Below are 20,316 nucleotides of genomic sequence, written 5' to 3'. Positions count from 1 at the left end.
ACCCCGCCTGGTCGAGTTGCATTTGGCGCCGAAAGCGCACCATCGATGGCAGGTCTCCTGACTCGCGGGTCACGGCTTCCCCGAACCTTCCCGGACCGCATCGGTCCAGTGGTGTCCACGGGGTCGCTCACCGCTCACAGTTGCGGGGGCAGTCACGGGTTTGGTGCCTGATGGCTACGCCTCACCGTGTTCCCTTTTCATCCCTTCACCCTCGCGGGTTTCGGGAACCATCGATCAGAGCATCGCTTGAATACCAATCCTGGTCAAGAACAAGCGCGGATCAGGACCCAGTTGGCCAACACAAGCCAGCGACAGGTTCGATGCGTTCCCTAGAGCTTCGTTGTGTTTGACTGATCACCGCGCGTAGCGCGCCGCTGTCAGCCCCTCCATCGAGATTTCAGGCGGTTTTCCCATGACCACATCGGCAACGGCCCGGCCCGAGCCACAAGCCATGGTCCAGCCCAGCGTCCCATGCCCGGTGTTCAGGAACAGGTTTTCGTAACGCGTCGGGCCGAGAACCGGCGTGCCATCGGGCGTCATCGGGCGCAAACCCGTCCAACCTTCGGCACGAGAGAGATCGCCGCCCTTGGGAAACAGATCGCCAATCACATGCCGTACCGTGTCGGTGGCATGCGGGCCCAGGCGATTGGAATAGCCCACGATCTCGGCTTGCCCCGCCACGCGGATACGATCGCCCAAGCGGGTGATCGCGACCTTGTGCGTCTCGTCCATGATCGTCGATTGCGGGGCGAACGCGTCGTTCGTGACGGGGAGCGTGACGGAATAGCCCTTGACCGGATAGACCGGCAGCCTGATCCCGATGGGGTTCAGAACGTTCACGGCGTAACTGCCCATGGCACACACATAGGCGTCCCCGGAAATACGCCCGGCAATTTCCGTGTCCACACCCGAGATCTTGCCATTCTCGACGGCGATGGCCTTGATGGTTTGGCCGTACTGGAACTCAACGCCCATTTCGATGCACTTGTCGGTCAAGGCAATCGTGAACATGCGGCAATCGCCGGTGCGGTCCGAAGTCAGGCGTAATCCGCCGACGAATTTTCCGCGGACTTCCGCCAAGGCCGGTTCTACTTCTATACAGGCATCGCGCCCGAGCACCTCGTATGGCGAGCCGTACTCGGCCAAGACCGCTTGATCGGCCTTGGATGCTTTCATCTGTTTGGCGGTGCGGAAAAGTTGCAGCGTGCCCATCTGGCGTCCGTCGTATTCGATACCGGTGTCGGCGATCAGATCCGGCATGACATCGCGCGAATAACTGGACACACGCACCATGCGCCCCTTGTTGATCGCGTAGCTTTCGGCGTTGCAGTTGCGCAGCATCTGCAGACACCATTTCCACATGGTCGGGCTCAGGAGCGGCATGATGAACAACGGACGACGTTTCATGAACATCCATTTGACCGCCTTGAGCGGAATACCCGGCGCCGCCCAAGGCGAGCTCATCCCGTAGCTCAACTGCCCCGCGTTGGCGTAACTCGTCTCCAGGCCCGGACCGGTCTGACGGTCAATGACCACGACCTTTACGCCTTGCTTGGCCAGGTAATATGCGGTGGTGACGCCGATGACGCCCGCGCCCATGATAACGACTTTCATGACAAGCCACTTTCCTTGATCAGGTTTGTCACGATCGAGACCCAACCTGCCGTTAATTCTCTTGCTGATGAGCGCCACCTTACAGGAAGGGCGCCGGTCAAACCGGGGAAATCGCGATGCGCGGCGTCACCGGGTCGCTGCGGGTTGTTCCACCTGAATGATGGTCAGCATCCGTCGCTGGTTTCCCCTTGTCTCCCAGTGGAAACTGGCGCCTTCCGCCAAGCCCAGCAGGGCGACACCGATCGGCGTCGTCACGGACACCCGGAGCCGGGCAATATCGGCCTCTTCGGGATAAACGAGGGTCACGGACTTTTCCTGTCCGGTCGCCTCATCGCGATAGGTCACCCTACTCCCCATACTCACGACATTTTTCGGCATCTTGGAGGGTGCCACGATACGCGCGCGCGCGATTTCGTCGAACAAACGGTCCGCAAGTGCGGGCTGACGCCGCATCATGCCGTCCGCCAGCCCCTCGAGATGCTCGAGATCATCCGCATTGATGACAATTTTCGGAGAACGTTTGGTCTGCTTTTTCGTAGCTTGAAGTGATGTAGACATCTGAAAATGTCCTTCTTGTTTAACTGTGGAATGTGGAGTCGGGGTTGAGGTCAGGTCGCGTGGTCAACTGCGATCACGGCAAGTCTGCCAATGCGACCATTCCCGAAGAGCAGAGGGGCACGCTGCCCCACCTGCATACCGATCAATGTAGCGCCCAAGAGCGACGCTACCGGAATGAGAGCACTCGTTGGCCCCTTGCGCACGCGGTGGACCAGTTGCCCCCTTAGGGGGTCACCACCATCGATCGCGTAGGTAACGCGAGATCCCCCAACCACGAGATCGCCCTGGTGCAGGTTTTCCGAGGGCCGTGTGTTCATCACCTTGTTGGCAAGCACGTAGACCAACAGTTCCGAGGCTGGCGGTATCGCGCACACACAACTTTCCAGATGCTCTTGCAACTGCCGGTAATCCGCCGCAGGCAAGCGGGTCCGTCTATCCTGCAAGGCGCCGGATGAAGGCTCAAGCTCTACTTCCGGGTGATCGAGATCGAACATGATTTCTCCTCGGGGCGAACGCCCGCTGTCACGATTTTTGCAAGTGAGGAGACCCCGGGAAGTGTGTTAGGCGCAGGCGCCTAGTCCCCCCGGGGAAGCGGGCGGTTCAGCAGTAGAAATCGGAAATGATCTACGTGTTCCAGCATGCATCGAACGTAGGGACTGGCATCGCTGTCGTCAATCTCGGTTGCTTTGCACCGGCACGTTTGCGCGGTCCTTGGCCAATGGCCCAGGATCCACACAAACCGCGGTAATTTTGGCAGCCCAAGCTCTGACAGGCGCCGAGTCCAGAGTCAGCCCGTTTGCACCATCCGCTTCGAAAATCATCCACCCGAAAGCCCGAGAGAGCACTTCATAGCGACCCTTGCCCGAAAGCGCATCATGATCGCTGGTAGGCTCTGCCGAAAAGGCTTGCAGGGAACCTCACTCGCGCCTGAAGACGACAGCCGTCAAGGTTTTGCGCTTGGCAACCGAGACCGGTACTGGCACTGGCGGCAGGAGCGTCAGACTGTTCAAACCGACCCCTTCGGCAAGGCCACCATGGCTTGTCGGACCGTTTGATCTGCCTTTTGCAGCATCTCGAAGGCCTCGAAACGTTTTTGATGCAGCGCCAAGATCTCGGCAGACGACGGGTCGAAGCGTGCTTTGACAGACGACATCGCGGACATTGCCGATTGGATTGTCGGATACGCCCCAGCCGCGACCGCTCCCAACATCGCGGCGCCAAGCAACACGGGTTCGGCCGAACGTGTCGACAGCACCGGAAAACCGCTCGAGTCCGCCAGAAGCTGCTTGATCGTATCGCTTTCCCCGGCACCGCCGCTGACCACGATGGTCGAAGGTCGCACTCCATGCTGGCCTTGCGCCTGCATGATCTGCCTCAGCCCGTATCCGACGCCGAGGACCGCGGCGACATACGTAGCAAGGAGGTCCTCGAAATCCGCAGACAGCGTCAGGCCCAAGATCGCGCCCGTGGCCCCCGGGTCTGCAAACGGGGCGCGGTTGCCGAGGAAATCCGGCACCACCACGCGCGCACCGGCGAGCAAAGCAACTTCGCTTTTTTCCGAGACGCGGCGGTCAACTTGGCGCAGGAGATAGGTTTGCAATGACAGCCCCTCGGCCCGGGCGGCTGCCTCGGCCTCGGCGCTGGCGGGATGGACGGTCACGAGATGCGCAATGGCTTCGCCCGCTGCGGATTGGCCCCCTTCGGACAACCACATGCCTGGCACCATGGCAGAGTAATAGGGCCCCCAGACACCGGGCACCCTGTGCGCTTCGGGCGATGTCGACATGGTGCAGGCCGAGGTGCCAAAGACGTAGGCCATCGTGGCCTCGGGACCGCGCTCGGGATCGGCACCGACCGTGCCGATCCCGCCCGCGTGCGCATCGATCAATCCCGCTGCAACAGGTATCCCGGCCAAAAGGCCCATCTGAGCGGCGGCGCCATGGCTCAGGCCTTGGGCCAACGCAGATCCAGGAGGCACTATCTCAGTCCCGATGCGGGAGAAGTTCTCCGACGCCAGTTCCCGCAAACCGATTTCTTCGAAATAGCTGTTATCCCATCGATCCTCATGCGCGAGGTAGGTCCATTTGCATGTCACCGTACAGCAAGAGCGTGCCAGTGACCCGGTTGCGGCCCAGGTAAGGTAGTCGACAAGATCAAAAAACTGCCCGGCAGCCGCGAAGCTCTCAGGCATGTTCTCCCGCAGCCAAAGCAGTTTCGGGGTCTGCATCTCCGGCGAGATCGCACCACCGACAAATTCCAAAACGGGATACTCCTTGGCGTTTATCCGAGCGGCTTGATCGGTGGCACGCTGGTCCATCCAGACGATGACATTGCGCGCGACATCGCCCGAGGCGCTGACACTGAGCGGGCGCATGTCGCCGTCCAAGGCAACCAGGGAACAGGCCGCGTCGAAGCCGATGCCGCGGACCTCTTGCGGAGAGATCCCCGCGTCGGAGATTGCCCCACGCACGCAGCTGCAGACCGCCTGCCAGATATCATCGGAGGACTGCTCTGCGATGTTGCCAAGTGCGCGCCACATCTGGATGTCGTGCTTCCTGCTGGCAAGAAGGGTCCCTTCGAGATCAAAAACCCCTGCGCGGGCGCTGCCCGTGCCGACATCGACACCGATAAAACAGGTCACAAGTCCACCGCGTTTGGCAAAAGGACGAGGTCGCGGATCGTCACGTTGGAAGGCCGCGTAAGCATGAAAACGACGCAGTCGGCAACGTCCTTGGGTTGCATGAGGCTGCCTTCGGCCAAGGCCTGTTCCATCTTGGGCTTGGGCCAGTCATCCAACAAGGCCGTCACGACCGGTCCGGGCAGTATCGCGCCGACGCGCACACCGTGTTTGGACATCTGCCGCCGGACGCTGTGGGTGAAGGCTTGCACGGCATGTTTGGAGGCGGTGTAAATCGGCTCCCACACTACGGGGATGACGCCTGCGACCGAACTCGTCAGGATGACGTCGCCCGAGCCCTGCTTCGCCAGGTGCGGCAAGACCGCATGCACAGATCGGAACGCGGCATTGATGTTGAGGTTCAGCACATGATCCCATTCGTCGGGATCCCCTGCGAGGACATCGCCACCGACATAGGCGCCCGCGTTGGCATGGAAAGCGTCCAACCGTCCGGCTTTGTCCAGAATTCGGGACAACATCTGCGCCACGCTCGCCTTGTCCATCAGGTCCGTCACGATCGGAACGGCCTGCGCGCCGAGCTCGGCGCGGACCTCTTCCAAAGCCGTTGCGTTTCGATCTATGATGGCAACCTTGGCCCCCGCGTCGATGCACGCACGCGCGCAAGCCAAACCGATCCCCGAGGCGCCCCCCGTGATTGCCACGACCTTTCCAGACAAATCCGTCATATCTGCGCCTTTCCGTTCAAACCTGGTTTCCGGGCTTACCCATAGAAGAGGTGCATACCCCGCCAAATGACTGCCGCCGGACTGCCCTGGATACTATCGGTATGCTCCAGCGAGTCATCGGCAGTCTCTTCCGCGCTCGGCCTTGTATCTACTGCGCATGGTTCAAAGGCGGCGAGAGTACATACCGAGTTGCCCAGTCTGACCGACCGAACGCTGCGCTGGCTAAGACCACCTGTCAGAGCCAGGACATCAGAACCAGCGACTTGCGCCACGGCGCTTATCCGGAATTCAGGCGGCATCGGGATTTCCTTGTGTCCAGGCCTGCTGGAACTGACCAGAAAAGCAAAAGATGGGCAGAATTGCGCACCAGCGGGATTTCCGCTTGAGACCCGCCGTTATGAAAGCGATTTCCAGCCAAACGCATTCACGGCAATGCCCCCCGTTCTGGTTTACCTTCGAGATGACGCGTTCCGCAGCCCGGCGCAGAGCGCAACTGCCCTTGTGGACGCAAGGGCTAGTCATATGCTGGAATACCCACCTTCGATCATCATGACCGCGCCATTGACCAGGTCCGAAGCGGGCGACGCCAAGTACAATGCCATATCCGCGATCTCGATCGGCTCCCCAAATCGCCCGAGTGGCGTGCGGGCAATGAAAGGGTCTTTTCTCTCCGGCGCCGACCACAGTTCCTTGCCCATTTCGGTCAGCACCACGGTGGGGCAGATGGCGTTGACCTGCACATTATGCGGGGCCGCCTCGGTCATCAGGGATTTGGTCAGGGCATTGAGCCCCCCCTTGGAGGTCGCGTAAGCCGCATGGTCTTTCAAGGCGATCACACCTGTCTGCGAGGATATGTTGATGATCTTGCCCTGTTTGCGCTGCATCATCCCGGGCATTACTGCCTTGGATAGAATGAATGGCGCGGTCAGGTTGACGGCCAGCGTGCGTTGCCAGTCGTCGAGATCATAGTTTGTCACCGGGCCGGTCACGGCAATGCCAGCCGAATTCACGAGAATGTCGATCTTGCCAAAAGCGGCAAGGGCTCGGTCCGCGACGTTCTGCGTTTGATCCGGATCGGCCAGATCGCCGGTGATCGCCGCGAACTGGCGCCCCGTGGTCTTGATCTGCGCGCCGAGATCCGTCAAGCGGTCCAAGTCACGTCCTTGGCCGACAATATCAGCGCCGGCATCGGCGAACACCTCGGCAATGGCTCTGCCGATCCCGGATGAGGCCCCGGTGACAAGGGCGGTCTTGTCTTGCAGGCTGAAGCGGTCTTGCCAAGGCATTGTCTATTCCAGGTTTGTGTGATTGGCGCGCATGGCCTCAGGCGCGACCTCCATAAGGGCACGCAAATCGAGCACGAGGATTTCGAAGAACAGAAACATGTATACCTCGTAGAGCGAGCCCATGGGCAGGATCGAGGTGGTCTTGTCTCCCTGATCTGCAGCCATCGTCTGAGCCGGCAAGGTCACACAAGCATCGACACTTCGCGGTACCGCACCGCCTGGTTCCGCGGTGATGCAAATGGTAGCGGCTCCGCTCAATCTGGCGACCTCGACCAGCGCTGCGACGGTCGCAAACTGGCCGGGACCGGCGCTGACGAACAACAGATCGCCCTGTCCCACCGGAGGCGCCGTCATGTCGCCAACGACATGTGCGTCGCAGCCCAGGTGATAAAGCCGCATGGCAAGCGCCTTCATCATCAGGCCTTCACGACCGACGCCGTAACACAAGATGCGCTTCGCACCTGCCAACGCCTGCGACAATGTCGCGACCTGCGCCAGCACCTCGGCCGAAAGACCGGGACGAAGCTCGTCCAGCAATCGATCTGCAAGCCCGTCGAGAGCCAAGGTCATGACGCCCCCATCTTGATCTGGATCTTGACATCGGTTGGTCGTGCTTCCACCGCTCGGTCAAAAGCCGCGATACTGTCTTCGAAGGGAAAGGTTGCAGAGATCAAGGGCTTCAGATCGACCTTGCCCGATGCCAACAGGGCGATGGCGCGGTCATACATGTTCGCATAGCGGAACACCGTTTCCATTCGCAGTTCCCTAGACTGGGCCAGAACGATGTCCACCGGCACCGGATCGACCGGCATCCCGACCCAGACAACGCAGCCGGCGGGCGCTGCGGCTTCCAACGCTGCCTGGATAGACGCGGCCGCACCCGCGCATTCAAAGACGACATCGGCCCCCCAACCCTCTGTCGCCTCTTGCAGAACCTCCGCCGGGTTGTCGCGAGGGATCAGGATCGGGTGGATATTGTCATAGCCCGCAGCAATCGCCAGCTTGTCTTCCACAAGATCGGATACGAACACCTTCGCACAACCACCGGCCAGAGCGGCAAGTGCGACCATCACGCCGATGGGCCCTGCACCGGTGACCAAGGCCACATCCCCGGGCTTGATCCGGGCCTTTGCAGCGGCCTGCATCCCAATGGCGAAAGGCTCGACCATCGCTCCTTCGGCAAAGCTCACGTGATCCGGCAGTTTGAATGTGAAGGCCGCGGGATGCACCACCGAGGGCGTCAGGCAACCGTGCACAGGCGGCGTTGCCCAGAACTGTACCGCGGGGTCCACGTTGTAGACGCCAAGCTTGGAGGCCTTGGAACTGCCATTGGGGATGCCGGGTTCCATACACACCCGGTCGCCCAACGCCAGATGCGTGACCGCCGCGCCAATTTCCGTGACAATGCCCGCCGCCTCATGACCAAGAACCATTGGTTGCTTCACAACGAAGGGGCCGATCTTGCCATGCGTGTAATAGTGCACGTCGCTGCCGCAGACCCCGACAGTATCAATCGCGATGCGGACATCCTCTGGACCAAGCTCGTCGGGAAGATCGATGTCGCGCAGCGCCAGCTTGCGCGCTGCTTCTAATACGAGTGCTCTGGCCATGTGCGCTCCTCCGTGTGGGTCATTTTGCGCGATCTTCCAGCAATGCGACGGCTGTGTATTCGTCGGTGACCAGCGTGTCGACAAAGCCACGGGTCAAAGCTGCGTTGATGACGGCAACCTTGTGCAAGCCACCCGCCGCGAGAATGACGTTGTCGATCTTCGCCATATCATCCAATGACATCCCGATGACGCGCTGGTTCAACGGGTGGTCGATCAATTCGCCCTTAGCATCCAGAATATGCCCGGTGATGTCCCCCACCCCGCCCAAGGCGCGCAACTCATCGGCTGTAATCCCGCTCGGCAAGGCATCCTGCACCAGCAGGGAGCTTTCCAGATCGCCGGTTGCGAGGGCAATGGCCTGGCAAGAGCGGATCTTCTCGAGCATGTCGCGGATCACGTCCTGTTCGACGAACAAGGTGCGGCTTTCCGCGCTGCCCGCGTATAGGGGTGCAGTGAAAAAGCTGTGTTCCGCATTGCAGAGATCCGCAAGGCGCGTCGTGATTTCGTATCCATTCACATCGGAGCCGCGCGACACGCCCCCCATGATCGACACGATCTCCAGATCAGGACGATCCAAGGGTTGCATGTGCCGGGTCGCCATATTGAGCGTGTTGCCCCACGACATGCCGAAATGCGTGATCTCTTTGTCGCGCAGCAACTCCCCCAGTAGTCCGCCAAGCCCTGCGCTGACCAACTGGGTCACCGAACGCGCATCCTGGGGGGACGGCACGACAACCGCCTGTTTCAATCTGAACCTGCGTTCCAGATTCCATTCCAGTTCGGCTGCTGCGGCGAAGACGGAGTCGATGTTGACGCGCAAGATGCCACGGCGACGTGCCTCGCTCAGTGCTCTGTTGACCCGAAGCCTCGTGACGTTGAATCGCTTGGCGGCTGCGGCCTGGGTCATGCCTTCGAATTCACACGCCCAAGCAAGGCGCACCAGGAGCTGCTCTTCCGGGTCGATCTGGTCCAGTTTGATCGTGCGTGACATGCGCTTCGCTTCTCTTGGCTACTCGTCGCCCAGGCGCGCAGCCAGAACAGGGAAAACCGATGTGAAGATCATTTGACCGCTCCCATCGTCAATCCGCGGACAAGTTGCTTGGATGCGATCAGCGCGAAGATCAGCACCGGGATGACGATCAAGGTGGAAGTCGCCATGATCTTTCCATAGGGCAGATTATAGCCCTCCATGAACGACACAGCCATGGCCGGGGCTGTCTTTGCCTCCGAGCGGGTCAGGATCAGCCCGAACATCAACTCGTTCCACGAGAAGATGAACGAAAAAATCGCGGATACCGCCACACCCGGCATGGCCAAAGGCAGGCAAATCTTCCGCATGATTGTGAACTGGCTCGCCCCTTCCAGTCGGGCGGCTTCGTCCAGATCATAGGGTATCCCGCGAAACTGGTCCGTGACGATCCAAATCACGATTGGCAGGTTGAAGGTGAGGTAGATCAGGATCAGCGTGATATGCTTGTCCAGAAGCCCGAGGTTCCGCGCGATCAGGAAGAATGGCAGCGCAAGAACGATGGGCGAAATCATCCGGTTGGTGATGAACCAGAACCACAAGTCCTTCTTGCCGCGAAACTCGAACCGCGCCAGAGCAAAGGCCGCGGGCACGCCAAGGACGAGCGCAAGAAACGTCGTGCTGATTGCGATGATCAACGAGTTGATCAACGTGCGCAGAACGCCGTCTTCGAACAGCGCTTCGCGGTAGTTGCTCAGCGTCGGCTCGAAGATCCAGACGGGCGGGGCTTCCAGGGCGACAATCTGGGTTTTCAGGGAGGTCGTGACCATCCAGTAGAACGGAAACACGCATACGGTGATGATCAACACCAGTAGCGCGATCTGCGAAAAGAGGGAGCGGGTCGATGTCATGGCTCAAACCTCCTTGTAGAAGACGCGGATGTAGATTTGCGCCAGCACGATAGTGATGATCAGCAGGATGATCGCCTGTGCCGAAGCGAGGCCCTGATCAAAACCGCGAAAGCCGACACGCTGGATCATCAGCGATATGAACTCGGTTGAGGACCCGGGCCCTCCGCGCGTGAGCGTGAAAACCATGTCGAACAGTTTCAAGGTATCCGCGGTGCGCAGGATCAGCACAGCAACAAGTCCTGGCAGCAAGAAGGGCAGCTGCACGTAGCGCAACACCGTCCATTTGGATTTTGTCTCTAGGCGCGCAGCCTCTTCGACCTCGCCCGGGACCATGGTCAGACCTGCGAGCAGAACGAGCGCCACAAAGGGGGTCCACTGCCAGACATCCCAGAAGATGATCATTGCAAAGGCGTTTTCCGGATCGCCAATCCAGTTGATGTCGGCGCCGCCCAGAAGTTGGTTGACGACTCCGAATTTCTGGTTGAACATCACTTGCCCCAAAAGCCCGACCACTGCATAGGTCGTCGCCATCGGCAGAACCAGGCTGAGCCGCGCCAGCGTTTTGACCAGGGTCAGACCGGGTTGATGGAGAACCAGCGCGATGCCAAGCCCGAGTGCGATCTGCAACGGAAGGGCCGTCCCGAGCAAAAAGAACGTGCGCCCCATCGCCTGCCAGAACACCTCATCCGTCAGGACCGTCCAATAGTTCTCCAGACCGATGAACTCGACCCGCCGCAGCTTGGTCAGGTTGTAGAAGTGTAGCGATGTCCAGAGGGCGTAGAGCAGCGGGGCAATCCCCACCAAGGCCAAGCCGATCACAGCGGGTCCGATAAATGCAAAAACAGTTTTGCGGGGGACTTGGCCGCTCATGCTCTTCTCCAGGGTTGGTGGGCCTATGGGATTTCGGGGCATCCCTCAGGATGCCCCGAAACGCGGTGTCGTGGTTACTGGGCGAGCGGCTTTTCGCCCGAGTAGTAGCCGGCGGCGTCAAGCACCTCTTCCATGCGGGTGCCGATTTCCTGCGCACCCTCTTCGGTGGTGACTTCGCCGAGCATCATCTTGGTGCCCCACTCCTGCACGATCTCGGTGATCTCAGGCCATTCCGCAAAGCGCGGGCGGAACTCAGGCACACCGTCCTGCCAGCTTTCCACCAGCGCCGGGACGAACTTGAACTCTTCCAGACCGTCTTGCTGATAAACGGACTGGCGGGCCGGAACGCCACCACGCTCAAGGTATTCGCGCGCGTTTGCCTTGGATGTTGCCCACTGAATGAACAGATATGCAGCAGCCTGCTCAGCCTCGTCCGCCTGCGAGGCCACCGCGAGAGAGAAGCCGCCCAGAGCCGGTTTGCGACCGGCAGGCCCCATCGGCTCGGGCGCGATCTCGACGCAATCCGCGACCCGCGATGTCTCGGGAGAAACGACCGAAGAGTAGAATGCAGACCATTCGGTGATCATCGCCACATCGCCCTGCGAGAACGCGTTCACCGTTTCCGCATGATCATAAGCGACGATGCCATCGGGCATGTACTCCATGAGCTCCTGGCGGAACTTCAGGCCCGCCTGGCTTCCTTCGCTCATAAGGTTGGACCGGAATTCCTCGTTCAGGAAGGAGCCGCCAAAGGGCCACAACATCCGTGCGAAGCTGTCTGCGGACTGGGTTTCATTCCGCTTGGACTGCAAGGCAAAAGCGTACTTTCCATCCTTGGTCAGCGCCGGGCCATAAACGTCCTTCAGTTCTTCCCATGTCGACGGCGGCCCGTCGAAACCTGCCTCTTCGAGCATGCAGCGGTTGTAGAACATCAAGCCCGAATAGTTGTCGAACGGCAGGCCATAGATGGTGTCGTTCCAGCCGCCAAAGGCGTTGAGCACAAGAGGAAAGAAGTCGTCGATATCCAGGTCCGGGTCAACCGCATCAGGGAACTTGGCCTGGACATCGGCCAGAGGCAGGATCCATTCGTTCTCAGCAAAGCTCCCGATCCAGACAAGATCGATCAGCGCGACATCAAGGTCGCCACCCGCCACAAAATCGCGGACTTGTTCGCCAAGCGCGTTCTCATAGGGGTGCTTGATCACGTTGACCTTGATGCCGGTCTCCTCTTCGAAGGCAGGCAACATCGCCTCGATCGCCTCGTAGCCGGGGCGCAACAGGAACACGACATCGACGGTCGTGCCCGCGTAAGGCGCGGCTGCGTCCTTCAAGCTCCAACCGTGGCCATCGGCCATGGCGCCGGATGCCATCACGCTCGCGACGGCGGCAGAGCACAACAGATTTCTCAGAGTTTTCATGAGTATGGATTCCTCCCTTGGCGGAACATTTGGATTGCCTTCCAAATGGATTTACGTGCTTACAAAAGTAACATTGCAGTTGCCTGTCAATACAAAAGTTTCTAGCCTGATACATATGATGGCGGGCTTCTCATGGCCCGGGGAGCAGGAGGTTCGCGCCGTGGCAGGCATCAAGATCGACAAAATCAATAAGTTCTACGGGACGACCCAGGCGCTTTTCGACATCAACCTCGACATAGAGGACGGTGAGTTCGTCGTCTTTGTCGGCCCGTCTGGCTGCGGCAAGTCCACGTTGCTGCGCACGCTGGCGGGACTGGAAGGCGTCAGCTCCGGCCGTATAGAGATTGGTGGGCGCGATGTCACGACGGTCGAGCCTGCCGATCGCGACCTTGCGATGGTATTCCAGTCCTACGCGCTCTATCCGCACATGACCGTGCGAGAGAACATGGAATTCGGGATGAAGGTCAACGGGTTCGAACCGGACCTGCGCAAGGAACGCATCGCGGAAGCCGCGCGCGTGTTGCAACTGGAAGATTATCTCGACCGCAAGCCCGGTCAGTTGTCCGGGGGGCAGCGCCAGCGGGTTGCGATCGGGCGCGCGATCGTGAAGAACCCCAGCGTTTTCTTGTTCGATGAGCCTCTTTCGAACCTAGATGCTAAGCTGAGGGTGCAGATGCGGGTGGAGCTTGAAGGACTCCACAAGCAGTTGGGCGCGACCATGATCTACGTCACACACGACCAGGTCGAAGCCATGACCATGGCCGACAAGATCGTGGTCTTAAACCGCGGCCGCATTGAACAGGTCGGTTCCCCCATGGACCTCTACCACAAGCCAAATTCTCGATTCGTCGCGGAGTTTATCGGCTCGCCAGCGATGAATGTCTTCTCTTCCGATGTGGGATTACAGGACATTTCTCTCGATGCATCGGCGGCCTTTGTGGGCTGCCGCCCCGAACATATCGAGATCGTTCCTGACGGCGATGGTCACATCGCCGCCACGGTGCATGTCAAGGAGCGCCTCGGGGGCGAGAGTCTGCTCTACCTCGGTTTGAAAGGTGGCGGCCAGATTGTCGCCCGCGTTGGTGGCGACGATGAAACAAAGGTTGGTGCAGCTGTCAGTTTGCGCTTCTCGCGACACAGGTTGCACCAGTTTGACGAGGCGGGCAGAGCCATTTAACAGCGCGCCATGAATACCCCGCGAAAGCTCCGCCTACCGCAGACCTGCACGGACCTGTTTGGCGATGTGGATCTGGTCATCTTCGACTTCGACGGAGTGATCGCTGACAGCGAGGTTATCTCCCTTGCCACTCTACAAGCGTCTCTAAAGGCCTTCGGGATGGACCTCACGATTGAAGAGATCCGCCAGAAGTTCCTGGGAAAATCACTCAAGACGATTTCGACCTATGTGGATCAACACAGCTCATCGCAGGCCGCAGCGGACTTTGGTAATGCCTGGCAGGCAGAGCTTTACAGCAGGTTCCGCGCAGAACTGAAGCCGCTGCCGCATCTTGAGAAGCTACTGTTCGAACTCGCCGAGACCGCCACGCGGTTCTGCATCGCGTCCAGCGGCACGTTCGAAAGGATCAATGTCGCCCTGTCTGCCATGAGCATGTCGGATTGCTTCGATCACGTCTTCAGTTCAGAACAAGTCTCGCGCGGCAAACCGGCGCCGGACCTGTTCCTCATGGCGGCCGAAGCGCTGGACGTAAGTCCGTCCAGGTGCCTGGTCATCGAAGACTCTCTCTACGGGATTCGCGCAGCCAAGGCCGCTGGCATGCGCGGGGTCGGCTTTCTCGGTGGCGCACACCTGCAAGGCATCGTCGAGCAACACGGGAAAACGTTACTGGAGAACGGCGCGGATATGATCCTCGCCTCCCATCAAGACATCGCGGCGCGCCTGGCACCCAAGCGCACGCAGCAGAACTGACTACCAGGCGATCAGGCAAAGCTGCTTACCGCAGCACAACAGCCAAAAACGCCTAGCCCAGTTCCTTCAGCAACCATTCAGCGCGTGCGATATGGGTCCGCGCGATCCCGAGCTTGCTTTCCAGCCGGGCCTTTTTCTTGGCCGAGCTGGCGGCCGCGATCTCGGCTTCCAGCTCGGTGGATTTCACGCGGAGCTTTCGCAGGACCTTTTCCACATGGCTGGGCGTGATCCTGCTGGCCTTTCCACTGTCGAGGCGGGCGTTATAGTCGGTTACCTTGTCGGCGAGTTTTTTCAGCCCCATCCTGTTTGCCCCTCTCTTCGCCACTCGGTCTTATCCTGCACGAAGTTCATGACTGCTCCGTGACACGGTCGTCTGCGCGTGACGCGATTGGGACCTCGCGGGGCGTGGTCATCGCCTCAGCCAACTCATCTTCGTCGAGCGACAGCAAACTTTCGACTTCGGCGACAGCACGATCGCGTTCCACGTAATAGCTGCGCGCAGCTTCGATCAGCGCACGCATCGCACTGAAGGCATATCCGGAGTCGTTCATGAAAGAGGTGGCAGCCGCCGGCGTGAGCACGCCCTTTCGGATCAGCGCATCGACGCGCCGCGACGTGGACAGCGCATCCTCTTCGATCCGGGCGCGCTCCTGTTCGAGCCAGAGTGTGCTGCGATCCTCCGGCGCGGCGCGGTCGAGTTTGCGGATTTCCACCGCGATCCGGGCGATCTGCGTGCGCAACTCGTCATAGAGTTCTGTCGTCGCCCCCTGGGGGCGGACTGTGTAGCGCAGGACGTTCTTGCGCAGGTGCTTGACCGCTTTCACCGCGCGCACGATCTCGGCAGACACGTCGCGCAGGGCATAGATGCGCTCGGCGATATCCGGGGGCGTTCGCTTGTCTCCGGCACGGGTGGTGTACTCGACAATCCCCGAATAGAGCGTTTTCACCCGGCGATCATAGCCCTCCGTCAGATCGAGATCGAGAGGTTTGCGGCACTTGCGAACCAAAGCGCCCACATCCTCGGCGGCGTATACCTCGTCGCGATGCAGGTTCAGTCCATGCAGGATCAACTCGGCGGCATTGTCATAGAGGTGCAAAACCTCCTTGCGCAGGGCGACCTCCAGCGTTTGGGGAAACTCATCCACCGCCTCGTTCAGGTAGCGCGGGAGGCTGATATCGGGCACCGGCTCGACGATGCGGCGTTCGAGAAAGGCGATGAGCCGCGACAGGAAAGGCAGCATCAGCACCACGCCGAGCACGTTGAATATCGTGTGAAACACCGCCAGCTTCATGGTGAAATCCGTGGCGGCGATACCCACAAGGTCACTGATCCAGTCAACGCTCTGGCGCAGAGGGTCGATGAGCACGAGCGCCACACCAGCGGTGACCAGGTTAAAGATCAGATGGGCCAGCGCAAGGCGCTTGCCTTGGTAGTTCGCACCGATCGCGCCGATCATCGCGGTGATCGTGGTGCCGATGTTCGCACCGATTGCCAGGGCCAGCGCGTTATCGTAGCTGATCTGTCCCGCGGCGAGAGCGGTCAGGATCAGCACCATCGTTGCGTGGCTCGACTGCATGACCACGGTGGCGGCGGTACCGATTAGGGAATAGACCGCAAGCCCCAACAGCCCGGACAACGCAAAACGCGTCAGGTCGATCTCATCCTTGAATGCATCGAACCCTTCTTTCATGTAGTGGATGCCAAGAAAAAGGAACCCCAACCCCCCAAGCGCGTAGCCGATCCCCCGCGCCACCTTGGACTTCTGGAACACCAGCACGATGCTTATGGCGATCATCGGCATGGCATAGGCCGCGATATCGACCTTCAGCCCGAGCCCGGCGACCAACCAGGCGCCGGTGGTGGTGCCGATATTGGCCCCGAAAATGATGCCCACCCCGCCGACGAGCGTGATCAGGCCCGCGCTCAGGAAGGAAATGGTGACGATGGACACCAGCGAGCTCGACTGCAGCAGCGTGGTGGCCACGATCCCGAACGACAGCGCCCGGGGCACCGAGTCGGTCGTGCGCTCCAGCAGTCGTTCTAGCGTACCACCGCCAAAAGACTTGAACCCATCCTCCAGCATCAGCATGCCGAAAAGGAAGATCGCGACGCCGGCCGCGATTTCCTGGGCGTCGGGGCTGACCCAGAAGGTCACCACGAGGGCCGCGATCACGAGCGGCAGGTAGAAGCGCTTCACGCTGGCGGCCTCCCTTCATCGCGTTGCAGCCTGGAAACATATCCTAACCCGAGGCACTCGCGTTGACCTGGGTCATATGCGCCGCCCCACCCTCAAGGAATATGGCGCCGCCGATCTTGCGCCAGAGGGGGCCTGCGCCGTGCTGCGAACCGACCATATCGAAAAAGCCGTTCAGCGAAACCGGGATGAAGTTTTCCGTTTCGGAACGGCCCTGATCTTCATCGTGGGCATCATGTTGTTTACCATCGTCCGGACCGAGGGCGGCACCGATGGCATCTTGATGGTCGCGGCCGCGATGATCGGTGGCTACATGGCCATGAATATCGGCGCGAATGACGTGGCCAACAATGTCGGACCCGCGGTCGGGTCCCACGCGATCACTCTGACCGGTGCCATCGTGATCGCCGCCTTTTTCGAGGCCGGGGGCGCCTTGATCGCCGGTGGTGACGTCGTAGGCACGATAAAGAGCGGGATCATCGACCCGGACCTGGTGGGCGACCGGGACACGTTCATCTGGCTGATGATGGCGGCCCTGCTGGCGGCGGCGGTCTGGCTGAACTGCGCAACGGCCATCGGAGCCCCTGTTTCTACCACCCATTCCATCGTCGGCGGCGTGCTCGGGGCGGGCATCGCCGCTTCGGGCTGGGGTATCGCGGACTGGTCCGTGGTGGGTCGGATCGCGGCGAGTTGGGTGATCTCTCCGGTGATGGGCGGGCTGGTCGCGGCCGGCTTTCTCTATGTCATCAAGCGGACGATTACCTACAAACGCGACGTGCTGGCAGCCGCAAACCGGATGGTTCCAATCCTGGTGGCCGGCATGGCGTGGGCCTTCGCGACCTACCTCATGCTGAAGGGCGTCAAGAAACTCATCGCGGTGCCATTGCCGCTGGCGGTCCTGATCGGGCTGGCGGTGGCAGCGGCGGTCTATGTCATCCTGCGCCCCCATATCGTCGCGCGGACGGCGGCCATGGAGAACCGCAAGGCGAGCGTCAACGAGCTTTTCACCGTGCCGCTCATATTCGCGGCGGCGCTGCTGAGTTTCGCCCATGGCGCGAACGACGTGGCCAACGCGGTCGGCCCACTGGCGGGGATCACCGAAGCCATTGCCGAGGGCGGTGTCTCGACAAGTGCGGGCATCCCGCTCTGGGTGATGGCGGTGGGCGCAATCGGGATCGCCCTGGGTCTCGCGCTTTATGGACCGAAGCTGATCCGTACCGTGGGCAGCGAGATCACCGAACTGGACAAGATGCGGGCCTTCTGCATCGCGATGGCGGCCGCGATCACAGTGATCATCGCCTCGCAATTGGGGCTGCCGGTCAGCTCCACCCATATCGCCGTGGGCGGGGTGTTCGGGGTGGGATTCCTGCGTGAATACATCAAGTCGAGCTACGCGCGGATGCTCGACGAGATCAGGGAGCACCACGCCGAGAGCGACCCGGAAGCGGTGGAGGCCTTCCTCGCGAAGTTCGAGGCCGCCGACGTTGCCGGAAAAGGCGAGATGCTGAGGGAAATGAAGGCCCAGGCCTCTGCTGATCGCCTTCTGAAGAAACGTGAACGGCGCGGACTGGGGCATGTGCACCGGGTCGAGCTGGTCAAGCGCACCCTGCTGCTGCGGATTGCGGCGGCCTGGATCATCACGGTCCCGATCGCAGCGCTGCTTGCGGCGATGTTCTTCTTCATGATCAGGGGCATGATGCTGCCTTGATGGCCTTCATGCGCATGTTGCGCCGGACTCAGGACAAGGCAGCCGCTGCTGCGGCCCGCACGTTAATCGTCGTGAAGAGTTTGCGCGTGGTGGTTGCAAGACGCCTCGTTAGTGCTCCGCAAGACGCGGGCAGCATGGCGTTGGGGCCGGAACGACCGGCGCGGCGCGGTCGATCGGTCTGATTTCCGGGCGCGCTTTCTTTATCAGATTGGCGGTCTGCCGAACCACTTAACACAGCCTAGCCGCCAGGTTTTTCCCCGAATTCGACATCACCAGCCCCCATGACACAAACGCTCCAGACTGGGCGGTTCAAGTGCAGAGCGATACAGTCGGCGTTCACGTCACGGGTTTTGAGCGCCCGCGACAATTGCCGTGGCGTCTTGTCGCCGTGAACCGTGACTTCGCCATGGTCGTCGCGCGTTACAACGCCACGGAATGGCGGGCCTTGGAAGCAGCGAAATAGCTATCGAATGCCGCTGCCACGACCCGTGCCAGCGGGGCGCCTTTGGAGGTCACGCGCAGGCCCGTCGCGCCGCATTGGACAAGTCCATCCCGCTCCATATCCCGCAGTGAATCACGCTCGGGTCCCCACCATCCGGCAGGCACCCCGTAGCGCGCACCAATAGCATCCGGGTCCACGTAACCGTCGCACATGATCCGTTCGATCACCGCGGCACGCATCAGGTCCTCGCCTGCGAAGGCGCGACCCTTGGCAACCGGTAGCGCACCGTTTTCGATGGCGCGCGCCCAAGCGCGGGTCTCAGGTTGGTTCTGGATATAGCCCTGCGGCGTCCGCCCGATAGAGGTCGCGCCCAGACCAACCAGGGTGGCCGCAGGATCGTCCGTGTAGCCTTGGAAATTGCGATAGAGCCGCCCTTCGGCCTGCGCCCGGGCGAGCCCGTCTTCGGGCTTGGCAAAATGATCGATGCCGATGGCGCGATACCCGGCCTCGGTCAGCGCACGCGCCGCAGCGGACGCTTGCGCCGCCCGCGCCCGTGCGTCCGGCAAGGACTCCTCCGGGATCATCCGCTGCGCCTTGGCGACCCAGGGGACATGGGCGTACCCGAAGAGCGCAATCCGGTCCGGGCCCATTTCGGAAACCAGGTCCACCGTGTGCAGCAGCGTCTCGACACTCTGGTACGGGAGCCCGTAGATCAGATCGAAATTGACTGCCGCGATGCCGTGCCGCCGGAACATGCCGACCGCCTTTGCAACCATTTCCGGCGGCTGGATACGGTTGATGGCGCGCTGCACCTTCGGGTCGAATTCCTGCACACCGAAACTGGCCCGATTGAAACCGAGTTCTGCCAGCCGCGCCACCATCGGCTCCGTCAGGGTACGCGGGTCGCTCTCGATGGCGATCTCGGCATCCGGCAGGATGTCGAAGGACGCCCGCAAGGCGTCCATGATCCGGGCAATCTGGTCCGGCGACAATGCGGTTGGCGTCCCACCGCCCCAATGCAGATGCGCCACCGGTACGCGCCCCGGCATCGCCGCCCGCACAAGAGCGATTTCCTTCAGCAGCGTCTCGACATATTCGGCAAGCGGGCCTTCGCGCTTGACGAGTTTCATGTTGCAGCCGCAATACCAGCACATTTCGCGACAGAAGGGGATGTGGACATAAAGAGAGATCGGCTCCGACGCATCGAGCGCGCTCAGCCATCCGCGATAGGTCACCTCGGGAAACGCGGGCTCGAAATGCGGCGCCGTGGGGTAGCTGGTGTAGCGCGGGGTCGCCACGCGCGCATATTTCTCGACGATTTCATCCACGGTCTTGTTCCTCATTCCGGTCGGCTCCTGCCCCTTCGACAAGAAGCGTGCACGATCCGACCATCCCCGTTATCCTCCATGTCTCGCATGGGTCCTACAAAGCCGTCCTTGACCTTCAT

The 20,316-nt window shown here is 60.9% G+C and carries 18 protein-coding genes and 1 riboswitch; of the genes, 3 read left to right on the top strand and 15 right to left on the bottom strand.

Features of this window, described 5'->3' with window-relative positions:
* Positions 1–30 precede the first annotated feature (30 nt).
* Positions 31–247, bottom strand: a riboswitch (cobalamin riboswitch).
* 107 nt (positions 248–354) lie between these two features.
* From DSHI_RS02825 to DSHI_RS02770, 12 genes are all read right to left on the bottom strand, one after another.
* On the bottom strand, positions 355–1,614 hold the full coding sequence (locus DSHI_RS02825) for a D-amino acid dehydrogenase (protein WP_012177236.1): 1,260 nt from the start codon (positions 1,612–1,614) through the stop codon (positions 355–357).
* 126 nt (positions 1,615–1,740) lie between these two features.
* Complete coding sequence (rnk, locus tag DSHI_RS02820) at positions 1,741–2,172, bottom strand: nucleoside diphosphate kinase regulator (RefSeq protein ID WP_012177235.1); 432 nt, start codon at positions 2,170–2,172, stop codon at positions 1,741–1,743.
* 50 nt (positions 2,173–2,222) lie between these two features.
* Positions 2,223–2,666 carry a hypothetical protein gene (locus DSHI_RS02815; RefSeq protein WP_012177234.1) on the bottom strand — a complete coding sequence of 148 codons (444 nt, stop codon included), beginning with the start codon at positions 2,664–2,666 and terminating at the stop codon, positions 2,223–2,225.
* A 512-nt stretch (positions 2,667–3,178) separates the two neighbouring features.
* On the bottom strand, positions 3,179–4,813 hold the full coding sequence (locus DSHI_RS02810; protein ID WP_012177233.1) for an FGGY-family carbohydrate kinase: 1,635 nt from the start codon (positions 4,811–4,813) through the stop codon (positions 3,179–3,181).
* A complete protein-coding gene (locus DSHI_RS02805) occupies positions 4,810–5,535 on the bottom strand; it encodes an SDR family oxidoreductase (protein WP_012177232.1) in 726 nt (241 codons plus the stop codon). Before DSHI_RS02805 ends, DSHI_RS02810 begins: the two co-directional genes overlap by 4 nt.
* A 518-nt stretch (positions 5,536–6,053) precedes the next feature.
* Positions 6,054–6,821: an SDR family NAD(P)-dependent oxidoreductase gene (locus DSHI_RS02800; protein ID WP_012177231.1), complete on the bottom strand. Its 768-nt coding sequence runs from the start codon at positions 6,819–6,821 to the stop codon at positions 6,054–6,056.
* Between the two features lie 3 nt (positions 6,822–6,824).
* Positions 6,825–7,391, bottom strand: coding sequence for an SIS domain-containing protein (locus tag DSHI_RS02795; RefSeq protein ID WP_012177230.1), 567 nt, complete (start codon positions 7,389–7,391; stop codon positions 6,825–6,827).
* Positions 7,388–8,431: an NAD(P)-dependent alcohol dehydrogenase gene (locus DSHI_RS02790; protein WP_012177229.1), complete on the bottom strand. Its 1,044-nt coding sequence runs from the start codon at positions 8,429–8,431 to the stop codon at positions 7,388–7,390. Before DSHI_RS02790 ends, DSHI_RS02795 begins: the two co-directional genes overlap by 4 nt.
* 19 nt (positions 8,432–8,450) lie before the next feature.
* On the bottom strand, positions 8,451–9,422 hold the full coding sequence (locus DSHI_RS02785; protein WP_012177228.1) for a sugar-binding transcriptional regulator: 972 nt from the start codon (positions 9,420–9,422) through the stop codon (positions 8,451–8,453).
* A 68-nt stretch (positions 9,423–9,490) separates the two neighbouring features.
* Positions 9,491–10,309 (bottom strand): carbohydrate ABC transporter permease, encoded by an 819-nt coding sequence (locus DSHI_RS02780; protein WP_012177227.1) that lies wholly within the window; start codon positions 10,307–10,309, stop codon positions 9,491–9,493.
* A gap of 3 nt (positions 10,310–10,312) precedes the next feature.
* Entirely contained in the window at positions 10,313–11,179 is an 867-nt protein-coding gene (locus DSHI_RS02775; protein ID WP_012177226.1) for a carbohydrate ABC transporter permease, read from the bottom strand.
* A gap of 74 nt (positions 11,180–11,253) precedes the next feature.
* Entirely contained in the window at positions 11,254–12,597 is a 1,344-nt protein-coding gene (locus DSHI_RS02770; RefSeq protein ID WP_012177225.1) for an ABC transporter substrate-binding protein, read from the bottom strand.
* Positions 12,598–12,757: 160 nt separating this feature from the next.
* On the opposite strand from DSHI_RS02770, the gene DSHI_RS02765 reads away from it, so the two are divergent.
* Both DSHI_RS02765 and DSHI_RS02760 read left to right on the top strand, forming a co-directional pair.
* Positions 12,758–13,774: an ABC transporter ATP-binding protein gene (locus tag DSHI_RS02765; protein ID WP_012177224.1), complete on the top strand. Its 1,017-nt coding sequence runs from the start codon at positions 12,758–12,760 to the stop codon at positions 13,772–13,774.
* Between the two features lie 9 nt (positions 13,775–13,783).
* Positions 13,784–14,524: an HAD family hydrolase gene (locus DSHI_RS02760; protein WP_012177223.1), complete on the top strand. Its 741-nt coding sequence runs from the start codon at positions 13,784–13,786 to the stop codon at positions 14,522–14,524.
* 52 nt (positions 14,525–14,576) lie between these two features.
* Here the strand turns inward: DSHI_RS02760 and DSHI_RS02755 are convergent, their stop codons facing one another.
* Positions 14,577–14,825 carry a hypothetical protein gene (locus tag DSHI_RS02755; protein ID WP_012177222.1) on the bottom strand — a complete coding sequence of 83 codons (249 nt, stop codon included), beginning with the start codon at positions 14,823–14,825 and terminating at the stop codon, positions 14,577–14,579.
* Positions 14,826–14,871: 46 nt separating this feature from the next.
* Positions 14,872–16,722, bottom strand: a complete 1,851-nt coding sequence (locus tag DSHI_RS02750; RefSeq protein ID WP_012177221.1) for a Na/Pi cotransporter family protein — start codon at positions 16,720–16,722, stop codon at positions 14,872–14,874.
* 76 nt (positions 16,723–16,798) lie between these two features.
* On the opposite strand from DSHI_RS02750, the gene DSHI_RS02745 reads away from it, so the two are divergent.
* The gene (locus DSHI_RS02745) at positions 16,799–18,427 is read left to right on the top strand and encodes an inorganic phosphate transporter (protein WP_012177220.1); all 1,629 of its coding nucleotides are present in this window, start codon (positions 16,799–16,801) and stop codon (positions 18,425–18,427) included.
* A gap of 420 nt (positions 18,428–18,847) precedes the next feature.
* Here the strand turns inward: DSHI_RS02745 and hemN are convergent, their stop codons facing one another.
* Positions 18,848–20,212, bottom strand: coding sequence for an oxygen-independent coproporphyrinogen III oxidase (gene hemN / locus DSHI_RS02740; RefSeq protein ID WP_012177219.1), 1,365 nt, complete (start codon positions 20,210–20,212; stop codon positions 18,848–18,850).
* Positions 20,213–20,316: the final 104 nt, after the last annotated feature.

Origin of the sequence: Dinoroseobacter shibae DFL 12 = DSM 16493 (assembly GCF_000018145.1) — a bacterium.
In the GTDB taxonomy this organism is placed as follows: Bacteria; Pseudomonadota; Alphaproteobacteria; order Rhodobacterales; family Rhodobacteraceae; genus Dinoroseobacter; species Dinoroseobacter shibae.
The sequence above is the reverse complement of the archived record's forward strand: the minus strand, read 5'-3'. Positions and strand labels throughout refer to the sequence as shown.

Bases quoted from the DNA above. Each gene is read 5' to 3' on its own strand.
- rnk (WP_012177235.1), bottom strand. From the start codon at position 2,172: ATGTCTACATCACTTCAAGCTACGAAAAAGCAGACCAAACGTTCTCCG.
- DSHI_RS02790 (WP_012177229.1), bottom strand. From the start codon at position 8,431: ATGGCCAGAGCACTCGTATTAGAAGCAGCGCGCAAGCTGGCGCTGCGC.
- DSHI_RS02795 (WP_012177230.1), bottom strand. From the start codon at position 7,391: ATGACCTTGGCTCTCGACGGGCTTGCAGATCGATTGCTGGACGAGCTT.
- DSHI_RS02780 (WP_012177227.1), bottom strand. From the start codon at position 10,309: ATGACATCGACCCGCTCCCTCTTTTCGCAGATCGCGCTACTGGTGTTG.
- DSHI_RS02770 (WP_012177225.1), bottom strand. From the start codon at position 12,597: ATGAAAACTCTGAGAAATCTGTTGTGCTCTGCCGCCGTCGCGAGCGTG.
- DSHI_RS02805 (WP_012177232.1), bottom strand. From the start codon at position 5,535: ATGACGGATTTGTCTGGAAAGGTCGTGGCAATCACGGGGGGCGCCTCG.
- DSHI_RS02755 (WP_012177222.1), bottom strand. From the start codon at position 14,825: ATGGGGCTGAAAAAACTCGCCGACAAGGTAACCGACTATAACGCCCGC.
- hemN (WP_012177219.1), bottom strand. From the start codon at position 20,212: ATGAGGAACAAGACCGTGGATGAAATCGTCGAGAAATATGCGCGCGTG.
- DSHI_RS02775 (WP_012177226.1), bottom strand. From the start codon at position 11,179: ATGAGCGGCCAAGTCCCCCGCAAAACTGTTTTTGCATTTATCGGACCC.
- DSHI_RS02825 (WP_012177236.1), bottom strand. From the start codon at position 1,614: ATGAAAGTCGTTATCATGGGCGCGGGCGTCATCGGCGTCACCACCGCA.
- DSHI_RS02815 (WP_012177234.1), bottom strand. From the start codon at position 2,666: ATGTTCGATCTCGATCACCCGGAAGTAGAGCTTGAGCCTTCATCCGGC.
- DSHI_RS02745 (WP_012177220.1), top strand. From the start codon at position 16,799: ATGCGCCGCCCCACCCTCAAGGAATATGGCGCCGCCGATCTTGCGCCA.
- DSHI_RS02800 (WP_012177231.1), bottom strand. From the start codon at position 6,821: ATGCCTTGGCAAGACCGCTTCAGCCTGCAAGACAAGACCGCCCTTGTC.
- DSHI_RS02760 (WP_012177223.1), top strand. From the start codon at position 13,784: ATGAATACCCCGCGAAAGCTCCGCCTACCGCAGACCTGCACGGACCTG.
- DSHI_RS02785 (WP_012177228.1), bottom strand. From the start codon at position 9,422: ATGTCACGCACGATCAAACTGGACCAGATCGACCCGGAAGAGCAGCTC.